Genomic DNA, 16979 nt, shown 5'->3' on the forward strand with positions numbered 1-16979 from the left:
TCAGCGCGTATCGTCCTGCGCGAGTTCGCGCTGCTTTCTGGCCTGCTTGCGCGCACGCCATTCCAGGCGCAGATGCAGGCTCCAGCCTAGACGGGTGACGAGATAGCCGCAAAGCGCCAGAATCAGCGCCAGCAGCGGCACGCCGACGAACAGTGGCGTGCCCAGGTTCCAGGCCCACTGCGCCAGCGCCACGGTCGAATCCCACAGGTGCAGCCAGTCGAAATCCGGCGGCGCGCTCAGGGGTTGCAACCTGTGTGACGGACTCACCGACGTGCCCAGCTTGTACGCCAGCAGATACAGCGGCACGATGGTGACCGGGTTGCTGTAGAGCGTGACCACCAGCGCGATTGGCACATTGCAGCGCATCAGCATCGCCAACGCGCCTGCGGTGAGCATCTGGAACGGCCCGGGAATCAGCCCGCCAATCATCCCCGCAGCAACCGCCAGCGCAACGCTGCGGCGGTTCAGGCTCCACAGCGCCGGATGACCGATGTGCCGGGTGAACGGCCGCAGCCAGCGATTGTGCTGCATCGCCTCGAACTTGCGCACCAGCAGCTTGGCCCAGCGTCTTGCCATATTGGTGCTCCGCGTGCGTGTTCAGTGCGCGCCGGTCGATCCGAAGCCGCCGCTGCCGCGCGTAGTGGCGGCAAAATCGTCCACCACCTGCCAGCTTGCCTGCACCACCGGGACGATGACCATCTGCGCGATGCGCTCCATCGGCTGCACGGTGTAGGGCTGGGTGCCGCGGTTCCAGCAGCTCACCATCAGCGGGCCTTGGTAGTCGGAATCGATCAGCCCGACCAGATTACCCAGCACCACGCCGTGCTTGTGGCCTAGGCCGGAGCGCGGCAACAGCATGGCGCACAGTTTGGGGTCAGCGATGTGCATCGCCAGCCCCGTGGGAATGAGCTCGGCCTGCCCAGGCTGCAGCACCAGCGGCGCATCGATGCAGGCGCGCAAATCCATGCCGGCGCTGCCCGGGCTCGCATAAGCGGGAAGCTGGTCGCGCAGGCGCGCATCGAGCAGGCGGACAGCGATGGTCGTCATGATTGCATCCTTTTGCGCAAACGGGAGCCGCAGAGTCCTCTCATGCCGCAGGCGGTGTCTGCAGCGGGTTGTCCGCAGCGCAGAGCCGCTGCGCGATCTCGGCGATCAGCTTGCGCGCCAGGTCGATCTTGCGGCCTGCGCCCAGCGGGTGATGCCCGATGGCGTCAAACAGCATCAGCGCGTTGTCGTCCCGGCCGAAGGTATCGGGGCCCAGATTGCCCACCAGCAGCGGCACCTTCTTGCGCGCGCGCTTGGCTGCGGCATGCGCGATCAGGTCTTCGCTCTCGGCGGCAAAACCCACGCAATATGGCGGCTGCGGCAGCGCAGCCACGCTGGAGAGGATGTCGGGGTTGGTCTGCAGCGCGATCGTGGGCGGCTGCGCGCCCGGGGATTTTTTCTGCTTGTGCGGCGCGACCTGTGCGGGCCGCCAGTCGGCCACCGCGGCGGTGGCGATGAACACTTGCGCCTGCGCGACCTGCGCCATGACCGCGTCGAACATCTGCTGCGCGGTTTCCACGTCGATGCGCTGCACGCCGAACGGCGTGGGCAGCGCAGTCGGACCGCTGACCAGCAGCACCTGCGCGCCCGCTTCGCGCGCGGCGCGCGCCACGGCATAGCCCATCTTGCCGCTGGAGCGGTTGGTCAGGCCGCGCACCGGGTCGATCGGCTCGAAAGTCGGCCCGGCGGTCACCAGTACAGTGCGGCCTCGCAGGCTTTGCGGCATGAGTGCGGCGACAATGTCCTGCAGCAGGTCTGCCGGCTCGACCAGCCGACCTTCGCCCACGTCGCCGCAGGCTTGCTCGCCGGATGCCGGGCCACAGATGCGCGCGCCGTCGGCGCGCAGGGTGGCGACATTGCGCTGCGTGGCCGGATGCCACCACATTTCGCGGTTCATCGCCGGGGCGAACAGCACCGGCTTGCCCGCAGCGAGCAGCAAGGTGGACAGCAGATCGTCGGCAAGGCCCTGCGCCGCACGCGCCAGGGTATGCGCGGTGGCCGGTGCGACCACGATGAGATCGGCCGCGCGCGCCAGCTCGATGTGCGCCATAGCGTTGGGCACGCGCGCATCCCACAAATCGGTGTACACCGGCCTACCCGACAGCGCCTGGAAGGTGGCAGCGCCGACGAAGCGGCTGGCTGATGCGCTCAACACCACCTGCACCTGGGCGCCTTCCTTGACCAGCAGCCGACACAGTTCGGCCGCCTTGTACGCCGCCACCCCGCCGGTGACGGCGAGCAGGATCGAGCGGCCTTGCAGGTCCATCGCGCGGGCCCGCCTTGGTTCAGGCGCCCAGACGCTGCCGCAGCAGACTGTGCGCCTGCGCCAGCGCCGCGTCGATCTGCGCGGGCTGGGTGCCGCCGGCCATGGCGAAGTCCGGCCGACCACCGCCCTTGCCGCCCACGGCCTGCGCCGCGGCGCTGACCAGATCGCCCGCCCTGATGCTGCCGGTGCGGTCTGCGCTCACCCCGGCAGCGAGCTGCACCTTGCCGTCCTCGGCACTGGCCAGCAGCACCACCGCGGTCTTGAGCCTGGACTTGATGCGATCGACCGCCTCGCGCAAACCCTTGGCATCCAGACCATCCACACGGGCGAGCAGCACCTTGGTGCCCGCGATGTCGATGGCCTGCGACAGCAGCGCATCGCCTTGTGCTGCAGCCTGCTGCGCCTTGAGCTGGGCCATTTCGCGTTCGAGCTGGCGCTGCTGTTCCAGCAGTTGTTCCACCTTGGCAACCGATTCCTCTGCCGGCGCCTTGAGCGTGCGCGCCAGCTTGTGCAGCAGCGCGTCTTGCTGTTGTACGAAACGCAGTGCATTCAGCCCGGTGACCGCCTCGACCCGGCGAATGCCCGCAGCCACGCCCCCCTCGAACACGATCTTGAACAGCCCGATGTCGCCGGTGCGCGCCACATGCGTGCCGCCGCACAGCTCGCGCGAGTTGCCGATGTCGAGCACCCGCACGCTGTCGCCGTATTTCTCGTTGAACAGCATCATCGCGCCCAGATTCCTGGCCTGATCGATCGGCATGACCCGCGCCTCGGTGGGCTGGTTGCGCAGGATCTGCTCGTTGACCATCTGCTCCACGCGGCGGATCTCGTCGTCGCTCATCGGCGCGTCATGTGCAAAGTCAAAGCGGGTCTTGTCGGCATCGACCAGCGAACCCTTTTGCTGCACATGCTCGCCAAGCACGACACGAAGCGCCTTGTGCATGAGGTGGGTCGCGCTGTGGTTGCGCATCACAGCCTGACGGCGCGCGGCGTCCACCTGCGCGGCCACCACTTCGCCGACCTTGAGCGTGCCCGACTCCAGCGTGCCGTGATGACCAAACACCTCGGCCTGCACTTTCTGCGTGTCGTGCACCACAAAGCGCAGCGCGCAGGAGTCGCCCTCGAACAGCACGCCGCTGTCGCCGACCTGACCGCCGGACTCGGCGTAAAACGGTGTGCGATCGAGCACGACCACGCCGCTCTGCCCGGTCTGCATGGCCGGCACCGAAGCGCCATCGACATACAGCGCCACCACCCGCGCTTCTTTGACCAGCAGATGGTCATAGCCCTCGAAACGGGTCTTGTCCCCGGTGTAGTCGAGCGCGGCCTGCATCTTGAACTTGCCCGCAGCGCGCGCCTGCTCACGCTGTCGGTTCATTGCGGCGTCGAACGCGGCTTCGTCCACCTCCACCCCGTGTTCGCGGCAGACGTCCTGCGTGAGGTCGAGGGGAAAGCCGTAGGTGTCGTGCAATTTGAACGCCAGCTCACCGTCGAGGATCTTGACAGCGCGCGATTGCAGCGCGACCAGCTCGGTATCGAGGATGGACATGCCGTGTTCGATGGTCTCGAAAAAGCGGGTTTCCTCGGCCTGCAGCACCTCGGCCACGCGGCCCTGCGCCTGCGCCAGCTCGGGATAGGCTGCACCCATCTGCGCGACCAGATCCGGTACCAGCCGGTGAAAGAACGGGGCGCGCACGCCGAGCTTGTAGCCATGCCGGATGGCGCGGCGCACAATGCGACGCAGCACATAGCCGCGGCCCTCGTTGCCCGGAATCACGCCGTCGACGATAAGAAAGCTGCAGGCGCGGATGTGGTCGGCGATGACCTTGAGCGAGGCGTGCGCCAGATCGCTGCAGCCGGTCTCGCGCGCGGCGGCGCGGATCAGCGCCCGGAACAGGTCGATGTCGTAATTGCTGTGCACGCCCTGCAGCACCGCGGCGATACGCTCCAGCCCCATGCCGGTGTCGACGCAGGGCTTGGGCAGCGGCTTTTGCCGGTAAATGGCGAGCTTGTAGCCGCTGCCGTCCTTATTGATCTGGCCGATGCCGCCGTCGCGCTCGACCTCTGCCTTGCGTGCCTGCGCCTGCGCCTCGGTGTCGAAGCGTTCGTCGCCGGCGTGGAAGCGCTCGAACTGCATGAACACCAGGTTCCAGATCTCGATGTAGCGGTCGCCGTCGGCCTCGGGTGAGCCCGGTGGCCCGCCCCAGACCTCGGGGCCGTGGTCGTAGAAGATTTCGCTGCACGGGCCGCAGGGGCCGGTGTCGGCCATCTGCCAGAAGTTGTCCGAGGCGTAGCGCGCGCCCTTGTTGTCGCCAATGCGCACGATGCGCTCGCGCGGCACGCCGACTTCGCTCGCCCAGATGTCGTAAGCCTCGTCGTCCTCGGCATAGACCGTGACCCAGAGCTTGTCCGCCGGGAGTTTGTAGACCGTGGTCAGCAGCTCCCAGGCATACCGGATCGCCTCACGCTTGAAATAGTCGCCGAAGCTGAAATTGCCCAGCATCTCGAAAAAGGTGTGATGCCGTGCGGTGTAGCCGACGTTTTCCAGATCGTTATGCTTGCCGCCGGCGCGCACGCAGCGCTGCGCCGTGGTGGCGCGGGTGTAGGGACGCTGATCCTGGCCGAGAAACACGTCCTTGAACTGCACCATGCCGGAGTTGGTAAACAGCAGCGTGGGGTCGTTGCTTGGCACCAGAGACGACGACGCCACGCGGGTGGAGCCTTTCGACTCGAAATAGGCCAGAAATTTTTCGCGGATGTCGGAGACGTTCATGGGGGAGTCGGTGGCTGGTGCGCTGGCGCGAAACTGGCTCTGGCGCGCCGCAGTGCAAAGGGCTAGATTTTAGGGCTTGCGCGGCTGCTGCACCGCGCGCTCACCTTTGCTGTTCACACCCACCATGACCGCCATGAACCGGCCCGCCAATCCCCTCTGCCTGCTCAAAGACCCCTCCCTGCTCAAGACGCTGGCCTACATCGACGGCACCTGGATCGATTCCGCCCGCCGCTTTGCGGTCACCGACCCGGCGACCAACGCCGAACTGGCACGGGTGCCCGCACTGGAGCCGATGCACGCGCAGCTGGCGATCGACGCCGCAGACGCCGCCTGGCCCGCCTGGCGTGCGCGCACGGCCAAGGAGCGCGCCGCCATTCTGCGCAGGTGGTTCGACTTGCTGGTGGCCAACGCGGACGATCTGGCCCGACTGATGACCGCCGAGCAGGGCAAACCGCTGGCAGAAGCCAAGGGCGAGGTGCTCTACGGTGCCAGCTTCGTCGAATGGTTCGCCGAAGAGGCCAAGCGCGTCTACGGCGAGACCATCCCCAGCCCCGATGCCACCAAGCGCCTGCTGGTGCTCAAGCAGCCCGTGGGCGTGTGCGCCGCGATCACGCCGTGGAATTTCCCGCTGGCGATGATCACCCGCAAGGTGGCTCCGGCGCTGGCCGCAGGCTGCCCAGTGGTCATCAAGCCGGCCGAGCAGACCCCGCTGACCGCGCTGGCCGCTGCCGAACTGGCGCACCGCGCCGGCATGCCGCGCGGCGTGCTCAATGTGTTGACCGCAGACGTGCAGGGCTCGATCGAGATCGGCAAGCTGCTGTGCGCATCAAAGGTGGTGCGGCACCTGTCGTTCACCGGATCGACCGAGGTCGGGCGCATCCTGATGGCGCAATCGGCGCCGACCATCAAGAAACTGTCGCTCGAACTCGGCGGCAACGCGCCGTTCATCGTGTTCGACGACGCCGATCTCGACTCGGCGATCGCCGGCGCGATGGCGAGCAAGTACCGCAATTCCGGCCAGACCTGCGTCTGCGCCAACCGGCTGTATGTGCAGGACGGTATCTACGACCGCTTCGTCGACCGTCTGGCGCAGGCCGTCAGCAGCCTGAAAGTGGGCGATGGCTTCGAGGAAGGTGTCAACCTCGGCCCACTGATCGACGACCAGGCGCTGGCCAAGGTAGAAAAGCACATCAGCGACGCCACCGCCAAAGGCGCGCGCATGGTGGTGGGCGGCAAGCGCATCGACAGCAGCCCCAACGCCGGCCGGTTCTTCCAGCCCACGGTGCTGGCCGATGTGACTGCAGACATGCTGTGCGCCAGAGAAGAAACCTTCGGCCCGGTCGCCCCGGTGTTCCGCTTCAAGACCGAGCAAGAGGCCATCGCCGCAGCCAACGCCACCGAATTCGGTCTAGCTGCCTATTTCTTCAGCCGCGACGTGGGCCGCATTTTCCGCGTGACCGAGGCGCTGGAATACGGCATGGTGGGCATCAACACCGGTCTGATGTCCAACGAGGTTGCACCCTTCGGTGGCGTCAAGCAATCCGGCCTCGGCCGCGAAGGTTCGCGCCACGGCATCGATGAGTATGTGGAGATGAAATATCTCTGCCTCGGCGATCTGGACAAATAACAGGCCGTTGAAAAACGTCGCGAGGATGGCCAGATGCAAGGCGCACGGCGCGCAGCGACCGAGACATATCAAATAGATAGGCGAGGCAGCGAGCACCGTGCAACGCCGCAGATGGCTCACCGCAGTAGTTTTTCAACGGCCTGATAACGCAGCCTCAGTCCAGCCCGGCAAGTACCCGCACATGCTCGGCCACGCTGCGGCCCAGGGCGCTGAGGTTGTAGCCGCCTTCCAGGCACGAGACGATGCGGCCTTCGCACTGGGCTTGGGCAAAGTCCACCAGCGCGCGGGTGATCCAGGCATAGTCGGCTTCGACCAGGCCCATCTGGCCCAGGTCGTCTTCGCGGTGGGCGTCGAAACCGGCGCTGATGAACAGCATCTGCGGGGCAAAATCGCGCAGGCGCGGCAGCCATTGTTCTGCGACGATACGGCGCACCGCATCGCCCTTGGTGTAAGCAGGCACCGGCACGTTGAGCATGTTCGGCTCGGCGCCCAGGCCGGTGTAGGGATAGAACGGGTGCTGGAAAAAACTGACCATCAGCGCCCGCGTGTCGCCGCGAAAGATGTCCGCGGTGCCGTTGCCGTGGTGAACGTCGAAATCGACGATGGCCACGCGCTCAAGGCCGCGCACATCCAAGGCATGCCGGGCGGCGATCGCCACGTTGCCGAGAAAGCAAAAACCCATGGCCCGGTCGCGGGTGGCATGATGACCGGGCGGGCGGATGGAGCAGAAGGCGTTGTGCAGATGGCCGTCGATCACGGCGTCAGTGGCGCTGATCGCTGCACCGGCGGCCCGCAGCGCGGCCTGCCAGGTGTGCGGATTCATCAGGGTGTCGGAATCGATCCACTCGTAGCCCTCGTCGAAATCGCCGCGCTGCTCGAGTGTGCTGACGTAGAGCGCGGAGTGCGCACGTTCCAGGGCCTCGCGCGTCGCCAGCGGCACGTCGTCATGGCGCTCCAGCCACGGGGCGATCTGCGCGGCGATCAGCCGGTCTTCGATCGCGGCGAGGCGCTGCGGACATTCGGGGTGGCCTGCGCCCATTTCGTGCAGGCTGCAGTCGGCATGGGTGTAGAAGCCGGTGATCATGGTGGGTCTTGTCTCCTACGTCATGCCCCCGAAACCAGGGGGATCAGGTCGCCCTCGTAGCATAGTGCGCTGACACCCCTTCGCCTGCGCGCACGTGAAACCCGACATCCTGCCCAGTCTGATCGACCAGCTCGACACCATCATCCAGGGCAAGCGCCCGCAACTGGAACTCGCCGTGTGCTGCTTGCTCGCCAGCGGCCATCTGCTGATCGAGGATCTGCCCGGCGTGGGCAAGACGACGCTGGCGCATGCGCTTGCCGCGGCGCTGCGCCTGCACTATGCCCGCGCCCAGTTCACCGCCGATCTGATGCCGGGCGATCTGCTGGGCGTCTCGGTGTTCGACCGCAACCGCAGCGAGTTCGTGTTCCACCCGGGTCCGGTGTTCTCGCAGGTGCTGCTGGCTGATGAGATCAACCGCGCCGGCCCGAAGGTGCAGAGTGCGCTGCTCGAAGCGATGGAGGAGCGCCAAGTCAGCGTGGACGGCCTGACACGCAGGCTGCCCGAGCCGTTTTTCGTCATCGCCACGCAGAACCCGTTCGATCAGCTCGGCACCTACGCTTTGCCCGAGTCGCAGCTCGACCGCTTCCTGCTGTGCATCTCACTGGGCTATCCCAGCCGCGCCGCCGAGCGCGCGCTGCTCGAAGGCCGCGACCGGCGGGAGCTGATCGCCGAACTGCGCCCCGTGCTCAGCCCCGAGGGGCTGATCGCGCTGCAGCGGCAGGCGCAGTCGGTCCACGCCGCCCCGGCGCTGCTCGACTATCTGCAGGAATTGTTGGCGCAGACGCGCAATGGCCGCTGGTTCGTCGAGGGCCTGAGCCCGCGTGCCGGTCTGGGGCTGCTGCGCGCAGCGCGCGCCTGGGCATTGCTGCAGCAGCGCGATTACCTGATTCCGGACGATGTGCAGCAGGTCCTTCCCGCAGTTGCCGGGCACCGACTGCGCACCCTGGACAGCCCGGTGGTCAACCGCGTGGCCTCGCTGCAGGCGGTGCAGTCGCTGCTGCAGCAGGTGCCGGTATAGGTCTGCCACGCCGCCGCCATGTCCACCTCGGTCGATTCCACCGTGCCTGGGCGGGCTGCTGCTGCGTCGGCGCGCACCGGCAATGCCTGGTCGCGGCGCTTCGATGCCTGGGCCGCATCGCGCCACCCCGCCGGTGCCAGCACACGGCTGACGCATCGCAATGTCTACATCCTGCCCACCCGCGTCGGCTGGTTCTTTGGCGTCTTGCTGCTGGTGTTACTCGTACTGAGCATCAACTACCAGCTCAACCTCGGCTACCTGCTGACCTTCCTGCTCGCCGGCAGCGGCATGATGGCCATGCATGTCACCCACAACAATCTGCGCGGCCTGCATCTCACCGCCCGGCCACCCGAAGTGCTGGTGCATCAGGGCCAGAGTGCGCGGCTGGGTCTGCTGCTGCAAGGGGGCACGCGCGAGCGCTGGGGACTGGCGCTGCGGCCCGATGGCGCGGTGCTGCGTCCGCCCACGCCCGGCGCCCCGCGAGGCAGGCGCGCCAAGGCGGCAGTCGTGCCCTCCCCCTGGCTCTACACCGACTGCCCGCGCGAGGACGACACTCTGGTGACGCTGAGCTGGACGCCGCCGCAGCGCGGCCTGCTGCCCTGGCCTTTGCTCACCATCGAGAGCAACTACCCGCTGGGCGTGTGGACTGCGTGGAGCCGCTGGCGGCCGCAGGGCGAGCTGCTGGTGCTGCCGGCAGTGGAATACCCTGCGCCGCCATTGCCGCCCGCCCGCCCCACTCCCGGCAGCGGCCCAGCGCTGGCGCGCGGCGGCAGTGAAACCGACGGCGTGCGTGCCTACCGCAGCGGTGACTCCATGCGCCATGTGCTTTGGAAAAAATTTGCCCGCAGCGATGAACTGGTCAGCCGCGACACCGCGCAGCCGCAGGCACAGGCCGAGCTGTGGCTGGACTTCGCCGCCCTGCCAGCGGCCCTCGACACCGAGGCGCGGCTGTCGCGGCTGTGCGCCTGGGTGCTGGCCGCAGACCGCGCCGGTCTGCCCTATGGCCTGATACTGGGCAACCAGCGCATCGCCCCGACCACCGGCGCCGCGCACCGCCAGCGCTGTCTGCGCCTGCTGGCGCTGCACCCCGGCCCGTTGCGGGCGGGCAGCCGCACATGAACACCGTGCCCGTGTCGCGCCGCGCGCTGCAGGCCCGCCTGCAGCAGCGCATCGATGCGCTGCCGCGCGATGCCCGCGACACCTTGTTTCTGCTCGCGGTGTCGCTGCTGCTGATGCTGCCGCTGTTCCTGCACCTGCCGCTGTGGACCAGTGCCCTGGTGGTCGCGCTGCTGGCGTGGCGGGCAGTGCTGGCCTGGCGCGGCGCGCCACTGCCGCGGCGCTGGGTGCTGGCGTTGATTTTGTTCGCATCCGCCGCGCTCACGCTGTGGGAATTTCACACCGTGGTCGGGCGCAATGCCGGGGTTGCGCTGCTGTGCGTGCTGCTCGGTCTCAAGTCGCTGGAAATGCGCTCGCGGCGTGATGCGCATGTTCTGTTCTTTCTCGGCTTTTTCACCATCGCAGCCAATTTTCTGTTCTCGCAGTCGCTCAGCACCGCGCTGGTCATGGTGCTGGCGACCTGGGGGATGCTCGCCGCGTTGGTCAACGCCAATCTGCCCGCCGGGCGCCCGCCACTGCGCCAGCCGCTGTTGACCGCACTGCGCATGATGGCGCTGGGTACTCCGGCAATGATTGCGCTGTTCATGGTGTTCCCGCGTTTTTCCGCGCCGCTGTGGGCGCTGCCGCAAAGCAGCGCGCAGGTGATCACCGGTCTGTCGGGCAGTATGTCGCCGGGACAGATCGCCGAACTCGCGCGCGATGATTCGGTGGCCTTCCGCGTGGTGTTCGACAGCCCGCGCCCACCCGACCGGCTGCTGTACTGGCGCGGCCCGGTGCTGTCCCGCCTCGAGGACGGCGTGTGGCTGCCCGACCCGCACCAGCGCGACCGCGCCACCCTCACCCCGCCGACCGAGTTGCGGTTCAGCGGCCCGCCAGTGCGCTACACCGTCACCCTACAGCCCACGCAGCAACCCTTCGTCTTCGCCCTGGACGCCCCGATGGCCGCGCCCCGGATCGACGGCTATCGAGTGCAATGGCTGCCCGATCTGCAACTGGTCACCGGTCGGCCGCTCGACCATCTGACGCGCTATACCGTCGAGTCATCCCCGCAGTTCCGTTACGGCCCGCAGCAGTTCACTGCGGCGCTGCGCGCGGACGAGGCGCTGCCCGCCGGATACGACCCGCGCAGTGTCACGCTGGGGCGCAAGCTTGCCGCGCAGGCCCGCGCTGCCGGGCAGGACGGCAGTTTCGTCGCGCAGGCGCTGCTGTCCATGTTCCGCAGCCAGCCCTTTCGCTACACCCTCAACCCCGGCACCTATGGCCGCCGCGACGGCGTGGACCAGTTTCTGTTCGACCGCCGTGCGGGGTTTTGCGAGCACTACGCGCAGGCCTTTGTCGTGGTCATGCGCGCAGCCGGCATTCCGGCACGCATCGTCACCGGCTATCAGGGCGGGCGCTACAACCCGATCGACGGCACCTGGGTGGTGCGCCAGAGCGATGCCCACGCTTGGGCCGAATACTGGCTGCCAGAGCGTGGCTGGGTCCGCGCCGATCCCACCGCCGCGGTCGACCCGGCGCGCATCGACCGCAGCGGCGCCACACTGGCCGGGCGCGAGCCGCTGCTCGGCATGGCCGCACTCGGCCCGCGCGACGCCGCGTTCATCCTGCAACTGCGCAACCGCTGGGACGCGCTGAACAACGCCTGGAACCAATGGGTGTTGAACTACGGCAGCAACCGCCAGCAGGATCTGCTACGCAAGCTCGGTCTGCAGCAGCCCGACACGGCCACCCTGGCCGCACTGGCGATTGCCGCGCTGGTGGTGGCCACTGCGGTGCTTGGTGCGCTGCTGGCGCTGGAACGCCGCCGGACCGATCCGTGGACGCAGACCTACGCCCTGCTGCGAGTGAAGCTGCAACAGGCCGGGATCGACAGCACTGGATCGACCCCGCCGCGCGCGCTGGCGCGCCGTCTGCAGAGCCTGCGCCCGGATGCGAGCGCACTGCCGCCGCAGTCGGTGCAGACCGCGATTGCGCTACTGCTGCAGCTCGAACGCTGGCGCTACGCGGCAGACCGCACCCCGCACCAGCGCAAGGCGCGCTGGGCCGAGCTGCGCAGCGCGGTGCGGGCCTGGCGTGCCTGATGAGGCAGCTGCGCCAGCCCCGGCGACGATTCACCCGGACACACAAAAGCCCGTCGCAAGACGGGCTGTGCAGCACGGGGCTTGCGCGGACATCAGGCGAATGCCGCGAGCGACTTGCGCATCTTTTTCATTGCCGCCGCCTCGATCTGGCGGATACGCTCGGCCGATACGCCATACTCCGCTGCAAGGTCGTGCAGCGTCTTACCCCCGCTGCCGTCGTCGGCCACGTTGAGCCAGCGCTGCTCGACGATGGCCCGGCTGCGCGGATCGAGCTGGTCGAGCGCAGCCTCCAAACCTTCGACCTGCAGCCGGTCGTGGCTGCGCGCCTCGAGCACGGCCATCGGCTCCTGAGTGGTGTCGGCCAGATACGCGATCGGCGCGAAGTTTTCTTCTCCGTCCTCGACCGTGGGATCGAGCGCAATATCGGCACCGCCCATGCGGCTTTCCATCTCGATCACATCCTCACGCTTGACCGACAGCTGCCGCGCCATGTCGTCGATCTGCGCGTCGTTCATGCCACCGCTGGCGGTTTTCATCGAGCGCAGGTTGAAGAACAGCTTGCGCTGCGCTTTGGTGGTCGCCACCTTGACCAGCCGCCAGTTGCGCAGGATGTATTCGTGGATCTCGGCTTTGATCCAGTGCAGGGCGTAGCTCACCAGCCGCACGCCGTGCGCGGGATCGAAGCGTTTGACCGCTTTCATCAGGCCGATATTGCCCTCCTGGATCAGGTCGGCATGCGGCAGGCCATAGCCTAGGTATTGTCGCGCGGTGGACACCACCAGTCTCAGGTGCGACAGCACCAGCTTGGCAGCCGCGTCCTTGTCGCCCTGCTCGCGCCAGCGGCGCGCCAGGCGGGTTTCTTCCTCGGCGCTGAGCATCGGCAGGCGGTTGACTGCGCTGATGTAAGCATCGAGATTGCCCAGGCTGGGCAGGGTGAGCGGAAATGCGCCATCGACCTGAGCCGGGCGCAGGGCAAACGCGGCGGACGGTGTTTGGGTCATGGTTGAATTCCTTTCTCGAATCATGGTCAATTTTAGCACTCCCGGGTGGAGAGTGCTAAAGCCAAAAAGTTCCGCAAACCGCAGGACGACCTGCCGATGTCGCGCGATTTTTCGCGCACAAAGCGGGTCTGTCAGCCCATGATGCCACCAGAATCTGAAACTAGGGTTAGACTTGCGTCAATGTCTCGCATTGTGCGTCCTATCCTGATTCTGCTGCTCGCCCTGCTGCCGCTGCGCGGCTGGGCGCAGGCGGGCATGGTCGTGAGCGATTGCACCGCTGGCGTCGCAGCAGCAGTGGTGCAGCAACAGGAACATGCGTCTGCACCGGCCGACATGGACGCGATGGACATGGGGCACACCGCCTGCCACGACCCGGCCGGCGGTAACTGTTCCGCGCACGATCACCAGCACTGCGTGATCTGCCATTTGGCCGTCGGCCAGCCACCGGGCGTCAGCCTGCTGCTGGCCAGCGCGGTGCAACATCCTTGCCCGCAGGCGGCAAACACCGCCTGGCACAGCGCCGACCCGCGCACCCTGCAGCGTCCTCCCAGAGCCTGACCCGCGTTCGATCTCCGGTCGCAGCGCCTCCAACCGGCGGTGCTGCATCTCGCTTTGCCGCGCGTGGTCGCGGCTCGAATGAGGTGTCCTCTGATGTCCAACAACCCCCTTGCGTGCCCGCCAGCGCTGCGGCTGGGCGCGCTGGCAACTTGTGCCCTGCTGGCGGCATGCGCGCCACTGCAAACCCGGCAGACGCTGCGGGCTGCCAATCAGCTGACCGAACCCCACACTGGCGTTGCGCTGCAGCTTGCACGCGATGAGGCCGAGCGCGCGCAGGCGCAGGCGCGCATCGATACGCTGCTGTCCAAGCCGCTCGGCGCGGACGATGCGGTGCGCGTCGCGCTGCTGGGCAGCCCGGCGCTGCAAGCGCTGCTGGCGCAGGCGCAGGCCGACTCCGCCGCCTCGACGCAAAGCGCGCGGCTGGCCAATCCACGGTTGGCCTTCGAGCGCCTGTTAATCGGCGGTGGCGGGGTCGAGATCACGCGCTCGCTGAGCCTCGGCCTGCTCGACCTGCTCACGCAACCGACACGCGCGCGCCTGGACGCCGCGCGGCAGCAGCAAATCCGCCTGCAACTGGCGCGCGCCGTGCTGCAGACCGCCACACAGGCGCGACTGGCCTGGGTGCGCGCGGTCGCCGCGCAGGAGATCGCCGCGTACGCGCGCGACGCGCACGACGCCGCGCAGGCGACAGCGACGCTGGCTACGCGGATGCAACAGGCCGGCAACTTCACCAAGCTCGACGCAGCGCAGCAGGCGCTGTTTGCCGCAGACACCCGACTGCGGCTCGAGCGCGCCGAGCTTGCCGCGCAACAGGCGCGCGAGGCGCTGGTGCGCGCGCTGGGCCTGTCGCCCGCGCAGGCGGCGTACCTGACCCTGCCCAAGCAGCTTCCGCCGCTGCCGAAGACCCTGCCCACCAGTACCGCGCCGCTGCAGAGCGCAATCGACGCACGGCTCGACGTGCAGCTCGCCCGGGACGAGGCAATCGCCGCGGCGCAAGCGGCAGGCCTGGTGCGCGCGAGCAGTGTGGTCGAGCATGTCGAGCTTGGCGGCGTGCGCAAGACCTTCAGCGACGCCGCGGCGCAAAACGGCGCCGAGCTCAGCCTGCCGCTGCCGATCTTCGACCTTGGCGATGCGCGCCGCAGCGCGGCGGCGGATGCAGCGCTTGCCGCACGCGAGCGCGCCGTGGCGGTGGCCCGCAACGCCACCTCACAGCTGCGCGCCGCTGACGCGCAGCGCCGCAGCGCCTGGGAGCAGGCGCGGCTGCTCGGCGAGCAGGTCGTGCCGCTGGCGCAGACCGTCCTCGACGAAAGCCAGCTTCGCTACAACGGCATGCTGATCGGCACCTTCCAGCTCGTCGCCGCGGCGCAGACGCAGGTGCAGGCGGTGCGTGCGGCGATCGCCGCGCAGCGCGACTACTGGCTCAGCGACGCCGCCTGGCAGGCCGCGCAGCTCGGCGTCGATGCCGATCCGCCGCCTGCGCCCGAGGCCGCCGCAGCCGCCCCGGCCACCGCCGGTCATTGACCCCTCACTCTCGAAGGATGATCGACATGAACACCCGACGTCGTTTCCTCGGCGCGGCGGCGCTGCTTGCCGCCGGCGCCGCCAGCCGCTCGGCGCTGGCTGCCGCGCCTGAGCCGCACAGCCGCAGCAGCGCCGACACCGCCGCGCCGCTGCACCCCACTGCCGGCCGCCCGTACAACCCGGTGGTCACGCTCAACGGCTGGAGCCTGCCGTTTCGCATGAAGGATGGAGTGAAGGAATTTCACCTCGTCGCCGAGCCGGTGCTGCGCGAAATCGCCCCCGGCATGACCGCCAGACTCTGGGGCTACAACGGATCGAGCCCCGGGCCGACGATCGAGGCGGTCGAGGGCGACCGCGTGCGCCTCTTCGTCACCAACAAGCTGCCCGAGCACACGACCATCCACTGGCACGGCATCGTCCTGCCCAACGGCATGGACGGCGTGGGCGGGCTAACGCAGCCGCAGATCGCGCCCGGCCAAACCTTCGTCTACGAGTTCGAGCTGCGCAAAAGCGGCACCTTCATGTACCACCCGCACGCCGACGAAATGGTGCAAATGGCGATGGGGATGATGGGCCTGTTCATCGTCCACCCCAAAAACCCGCGGCAGATGGCGGTCGATCGCGACTATGCGTTCCTCATCAATGCCTACGACATCGACCCCGGCGCGAGCGTACCGCGGGTCAACACCATGCTCGACTTCAACCTGTGGACCTGGAACAGCCGCGCCTTCCCCGGCATCGCCCCGCTGGTGGCGCGCACCGGCGAGCGCGTGCGCATCCGCATGGGCAACCTCACCATGACCAACCACCCCATCCACCTGCACGGCCATGTGTTCGAAGTGGCCGGCACCGACGGCGGCTGGGTGCCCAAGAGCGCGCGCTGGCCCGAAGTGACGGTCGACATTGCCGTGGGGCAGATGCGCGCCATCGAGTTCATCGCCGACAACCCTGGCGACTGGGCCTTCCACTGCCACAAATCGCACCACACCATGAACGCGATGGGGCATAGCGTGCCGACGATGATCGGCGTGCCGCAGGACGACCTCACCCCGGCGCTGCAAAAACTGCTGCCCGATTACATGGCGATGGGCAGCAAAGGCATGGCCGAGATGGGCGATATGGAAATGCCGCTGCCCGACAACACCCTGCCGATGATGACCGGCCGCGGCCCTTACGGCCCGATCGAGATGGGCGGCATGTTCACCATCTTCAAAGTGCGCGACGACCTTCCCCGCGGCGACGACGCCGACGCCAGCTGGTACCGCATGCCGCCTGGCACGCAGGCGCATGCCGTAAGCACCGGCCTGCCGCCGGCGGCGAGTGACCCGAGAGAACCGCAGGCCGCAAGCGGCCAGACGCTGCAGGTGCGCAAGCCCAGGCACGACCACGCGCATTGACCCGTTTTTCACCACGAGCGAAGGAGCAAACCATGAACACCTCGACCAAACCGCTGATCAGCCTGTGCGCGCTGCTGCTTGCCGCAGCGCTTGCCAGCCCCGTGCGCGCCGCGGGCAGCCACGCCGACCACGACCATGCGACACCCGAGGGTATGGCGCAGCACATGCAAATGCTGCAGGACGCAGGCAACTCGTCTGCCGAGGCGCATCAGGCCGAAGGACTGGTGCGCAAGATCGACGCCGCGCAGGGCAAGATCACGCTGCGCCACGGCGCGATCGGCGACATGCCAGCGATGACCATGATCTACCGCGTCAAGGACAAGGCGATGCTCGACGGTCTCAAACCCGGCGACACCGTGCTGTTCAGCGCGGAAAAGATCGACGGCTACGACACCATCACCTCGATCTCGCGCAAGCCTTGACGGCGCGAGGGGACGATCGCACAGCGGCTCGCCCCCTCCCCGCCTCCCCACGCGGCGGGGGAGGCGCCGC

The 16979-nt window shown here is 67.9% G+C and carries 14 protein-coding genes; 8 read left to right on the plus strand and 6 right to left on the minus strand.

From position 1 onward, the window contains the following. The 4 genes from ACZ47F_RS01955 to alaS are packed head-to-tail and all read right to left on the minus strand — an operon-like array spanning nucleotide 1 to nucleotide 5084. A complete protein-coding gene (locus ACZ47F_RS01955) occupies nucleotides 1–576 on the minus strand; it encodes a DUF2062 domain-containing protein (protein ID WP_464925636.1) in 576 nt (191 codons plus the stop codon). Nucleotides 577–597: 21 nt separating this feature from the next. Then, nucleotides 598–1047 carry a dUTP diphosphatase gene (gene dut, locus ACZ47F_RS01960; RefSeq protein WP_464925637.1) on the minus strand — a complete coding sequence of 150 codons (450 nt, stop codon included), beginning with the start codon at nucleotides 1045–1047 and terminating at the stop codon, nucleotides 598–600. Between the two features lie 40 nt (nucleotides 1048–1087). Then, nucleotides 1088–2311 (minus strand): bifunctional phosphopantothenoylcysteine decarboxylase/phosphopantothenate--cysteine ligase CoaBC, encoded by a 1224-nt coding sequence (gene coaBC / locus ACZ47F_RS01965; RefSeq protein ID WP_464925638.1) that lies wholly within the window; start codon nucleotides 2309–2311, stop codon nucleotides 1088–1090. Between the two features lie 19 nt (nucleotides 2312–2330). Next, nucleotides 2331–5084 (minus strand): alanine--tRNA ligase, encoded by a 2754-nt coding sequence (alaS, locus tag ACZ47F_RS01970; protein WP_464925639.1) that lies wholly within the window; start codon nucleotides 5082–5084, stop codon nucleotides 2331–2333. A 133-nt stretch (nucleotides 5085–5217) separates the two neighbouring features. Between alaS and ACZ47F_RS01975 the strand changes: the two genes are divergently transcribed. Beyond that, on the plus strand, nucleotides 5218–6711 hold the full coding sequence (locus ACZ47F_RS01975; protein ID WP_464925640.1) for an NAD-dependent succinate-semialdehyde dehydrogenase: 1494 nt from the start codon (nucleotides 5218–5220) through the stop codon (nucleotides 6709–6711). Between the two features lie 154 nt (nucleotides 6712–6865). On the opposite strand, the gene ACZ47F_RS01980 is transcribed toward ACZ47F_RS01975, so the two are convergent. After that, nucleotides 6866–7795: a histone deacetylase family protein gene (locus ACZ47F_RS01980; protein WP_464925641.1), complete on the minus strand. Its 930-nt coding sequence runs from the start codon at nucleotides 7793–7795 to the stop codon at nucleotides 6866–6868. 94 nt (nucleotides 7796–7889) lie between these two features. Between ACZ47F_RS01980 and ACZ47F_RS01985 the strand changes: the two genes are divergently transcribed. Genes ACZ47F_RS01985 through ACZ47F_RS01995 form a run of 3 tightly spaced genes read left to right on the plus strand, consistent with a single transcriptional unit; the run spans nucleotide 7890 to nucleotide 12010 of the window. Next, on the plus strand, nucleotides 7890–8813 hold the full coding sequence (locus ACZ47F_RS01985) for an AAA family ATPase (protein ID WP_464925642.1): 924 nt from the start codon (nucleotides 7890–7892) through the stop codon (nucleotides 8811–8813). A gap of 18 nt (nucleotides 8814–8831) precedes the next feature. Then, on the plus strand, nucleotides 8832–9932 hold the full coding sequence (locus tag ACZ47F_RS01990; RefSeq protein ID WP_464925643.1) for a DUF58 domain-containing protein: 1101 nt from the start codon (nucleotides 8832–8834) through the stop codon (nucleotides 9930–9932). Then, complete coding sequence (locus ACZ47F_RS01995; RefSeq protein ID WP_464925644.1) at nucleotides 9929–12010, plus strand: transglutaminase TgpA family protein; 2082 nt, start codon at nucleotides 9929–9931, stop codon at nucleotides 12008–12010. The genes ACZ47F_RS01990 and ACZ47F_RS01995 overlap by 4 nt, the downstream gene beginning before the upstream one ends. Before the next feature lie 92 nt (nucleotides 12011–12102). Here ACZ47F_RS01995 and rpoH read toward each other — a convergent pair whose 3' ends face one another. Continuing rightward, nucleotides 12103–13011, minus strand: a complete 909-nt coding sequence (gene rpoH / locus ACZ47F_RS02000; protein WP_464925645.1) for an RNA polymerase sigma factor RpoH — start codon at nucleotides 13009–13011, stop codon at nucleotides 12103–12105. Between the two features lie 180 nt (nucleotides 13012–13191). Between rpoH and ACZ47F_RS02005 the strand changes: the two genes are divergently transcribed. From ACZ47F_RS02005 to ACZ47F_RS02020, 4 genes are all read left to right on the plus strand, one after another. Further along, nucleotides 13192–13569, plus strand: a complete 378-nt coding sequence (locus tag ACZ47F_RS02005) for a hypothetical protein (RefSeq protein ID WP_464925646.1) — start codon at nucleotides 13192–13194, stop codon at nucleotides 13567–13569. Between the two features lie 93 nt (nucleotides 13570–13662). After that, nucleotides 13663–15090, plus strand: a complete 1428-nt coding sequence (locus ACZ47F_RS02010) for a TolC family protein (protein ID WP_464925647.1) — start codon at nucleotides 13663–13665, stop codon at nucleotides 15088–15090. 26 nt (nucleotides 15091–15116) lie between these two features. Continuing rightward, nucleotides 15117–16487 carry a multicopper oxidase family protein gene (locus ACZ47F_RS02015; protein WP_464925648.1) on the plus strand — a complete coding sequence of 457 codons (1371 nt, stop codon included), beginning with the start codon at nucleotides 15117–15119 and terminating at the stop codon, nucleotides 16485–16487. 32 nt (nucleotides 16488–16519) lie between these two features. Continuing rightward, on the plus strand, nucleotides 16520–16909 hold the full coding sequence (locus ACZ47F_RS02020; RefSeq protein WP_464925649.1) for a copper-binding protein: 390 nt from the start codon (nucleotides 16520–16522) through the stop codon (nucleotides 16907–16909). The last annotated feature ends 70 nt before the right edge of the window (nucleotides 16910–16979 follow it).

Source organism: Thiomonas islandica (genome assembly GCF_055383445.1).

Coding starts and splice junctions, on each gene's coding strand:
- ACZ47F_RS01955 (WP_464925636.1), bottom strand. CDS start 576: ATGGCAAGACGCTGGGCCAAGCTGCTGGTGCGCAAGTTCGAGGCGATG.
- dut (WP_464925637.1), bottom strand. CDS start 1,047: ATGACGACCATCGCTGTCCGCCTGCTCGATGCGCGCCTGCGCGACCAG.
- coaBC (WP_464925638.1), bottom strand. CDS start 2,311: ATGGACCTGCAAGGCCGCTCGATCCTGCTCGCCGTCACCGGCGGGGTG.
- alaS (WP_464925639.1), bottom strand. CDS start 5,084: ATGAACGTCTCCGACATCCGCGAAAAATTTCTGGCCTATTTCGAGTCG.
- ACZ47F_RS01975 (WP_464925640.1), top strand. CDS start 5,218: ATGAACCGGCCCGCCAATCCCCTCTGCCTGCTCAAAGACCCCTCCCTG.
- ACZ47F_RS01980 (WP_464925641.1), bottom strand. CDS start 7,795: ATGATCACCGGCTTCTACACCCATGCCGACTGCAGCCTGCACGAAATG.
- ACZ47F_RS01990 (WP_464925643.1), top strand. CDS start 8,832: ATGTCCACCTCGGTCGATTCCACCGTGCCTGGGCGGGCTGCTGCTGCG.
- ACZ47F_RS01995 (WP_464925644.1), top strand. CDS start 9,929: ATGAACACCGTGCCCGTGTCGCGCCGCGCGCTGCAGGCCCGCCTGCAG.
- rpoH (WP_464925645.1), bottom strand. CDS start 13,011: ATGACCCAAACACCGTCCGCCGCGTTTGCCCTGCGCCCGGCTCAGGTC.
- ACZ47F_RS02005 (WP_464925646.1), top strand. CDS start 13,192: ATGTCTCGCATTGTGCGTCCTATCCTGATTCTGCTGCTCGCCCTGCTG.
- ACZ47F_RS02010 (WP_464925647.1), top strand. CDS start 13,663: ATGTCCAACAACCCCCTTGCGTGCCCGCCAGCGCTGCGGCTGGGCGCG.
- ACZ47F_RS02015 (WP_464925648.1), top strand. CDS start 15,117: ATGAACACCCGACGTCGTTTCCTCGGCGCGGCGGCGCTGCTTGCCGCC.
- ACZ47F_RS02020 (WP_464925649.1), top strand. CDS start 16,520: ATGAACACCTCGACCAAACCGCTGATCAGCCTGTGCGCGCTGCTGCTT.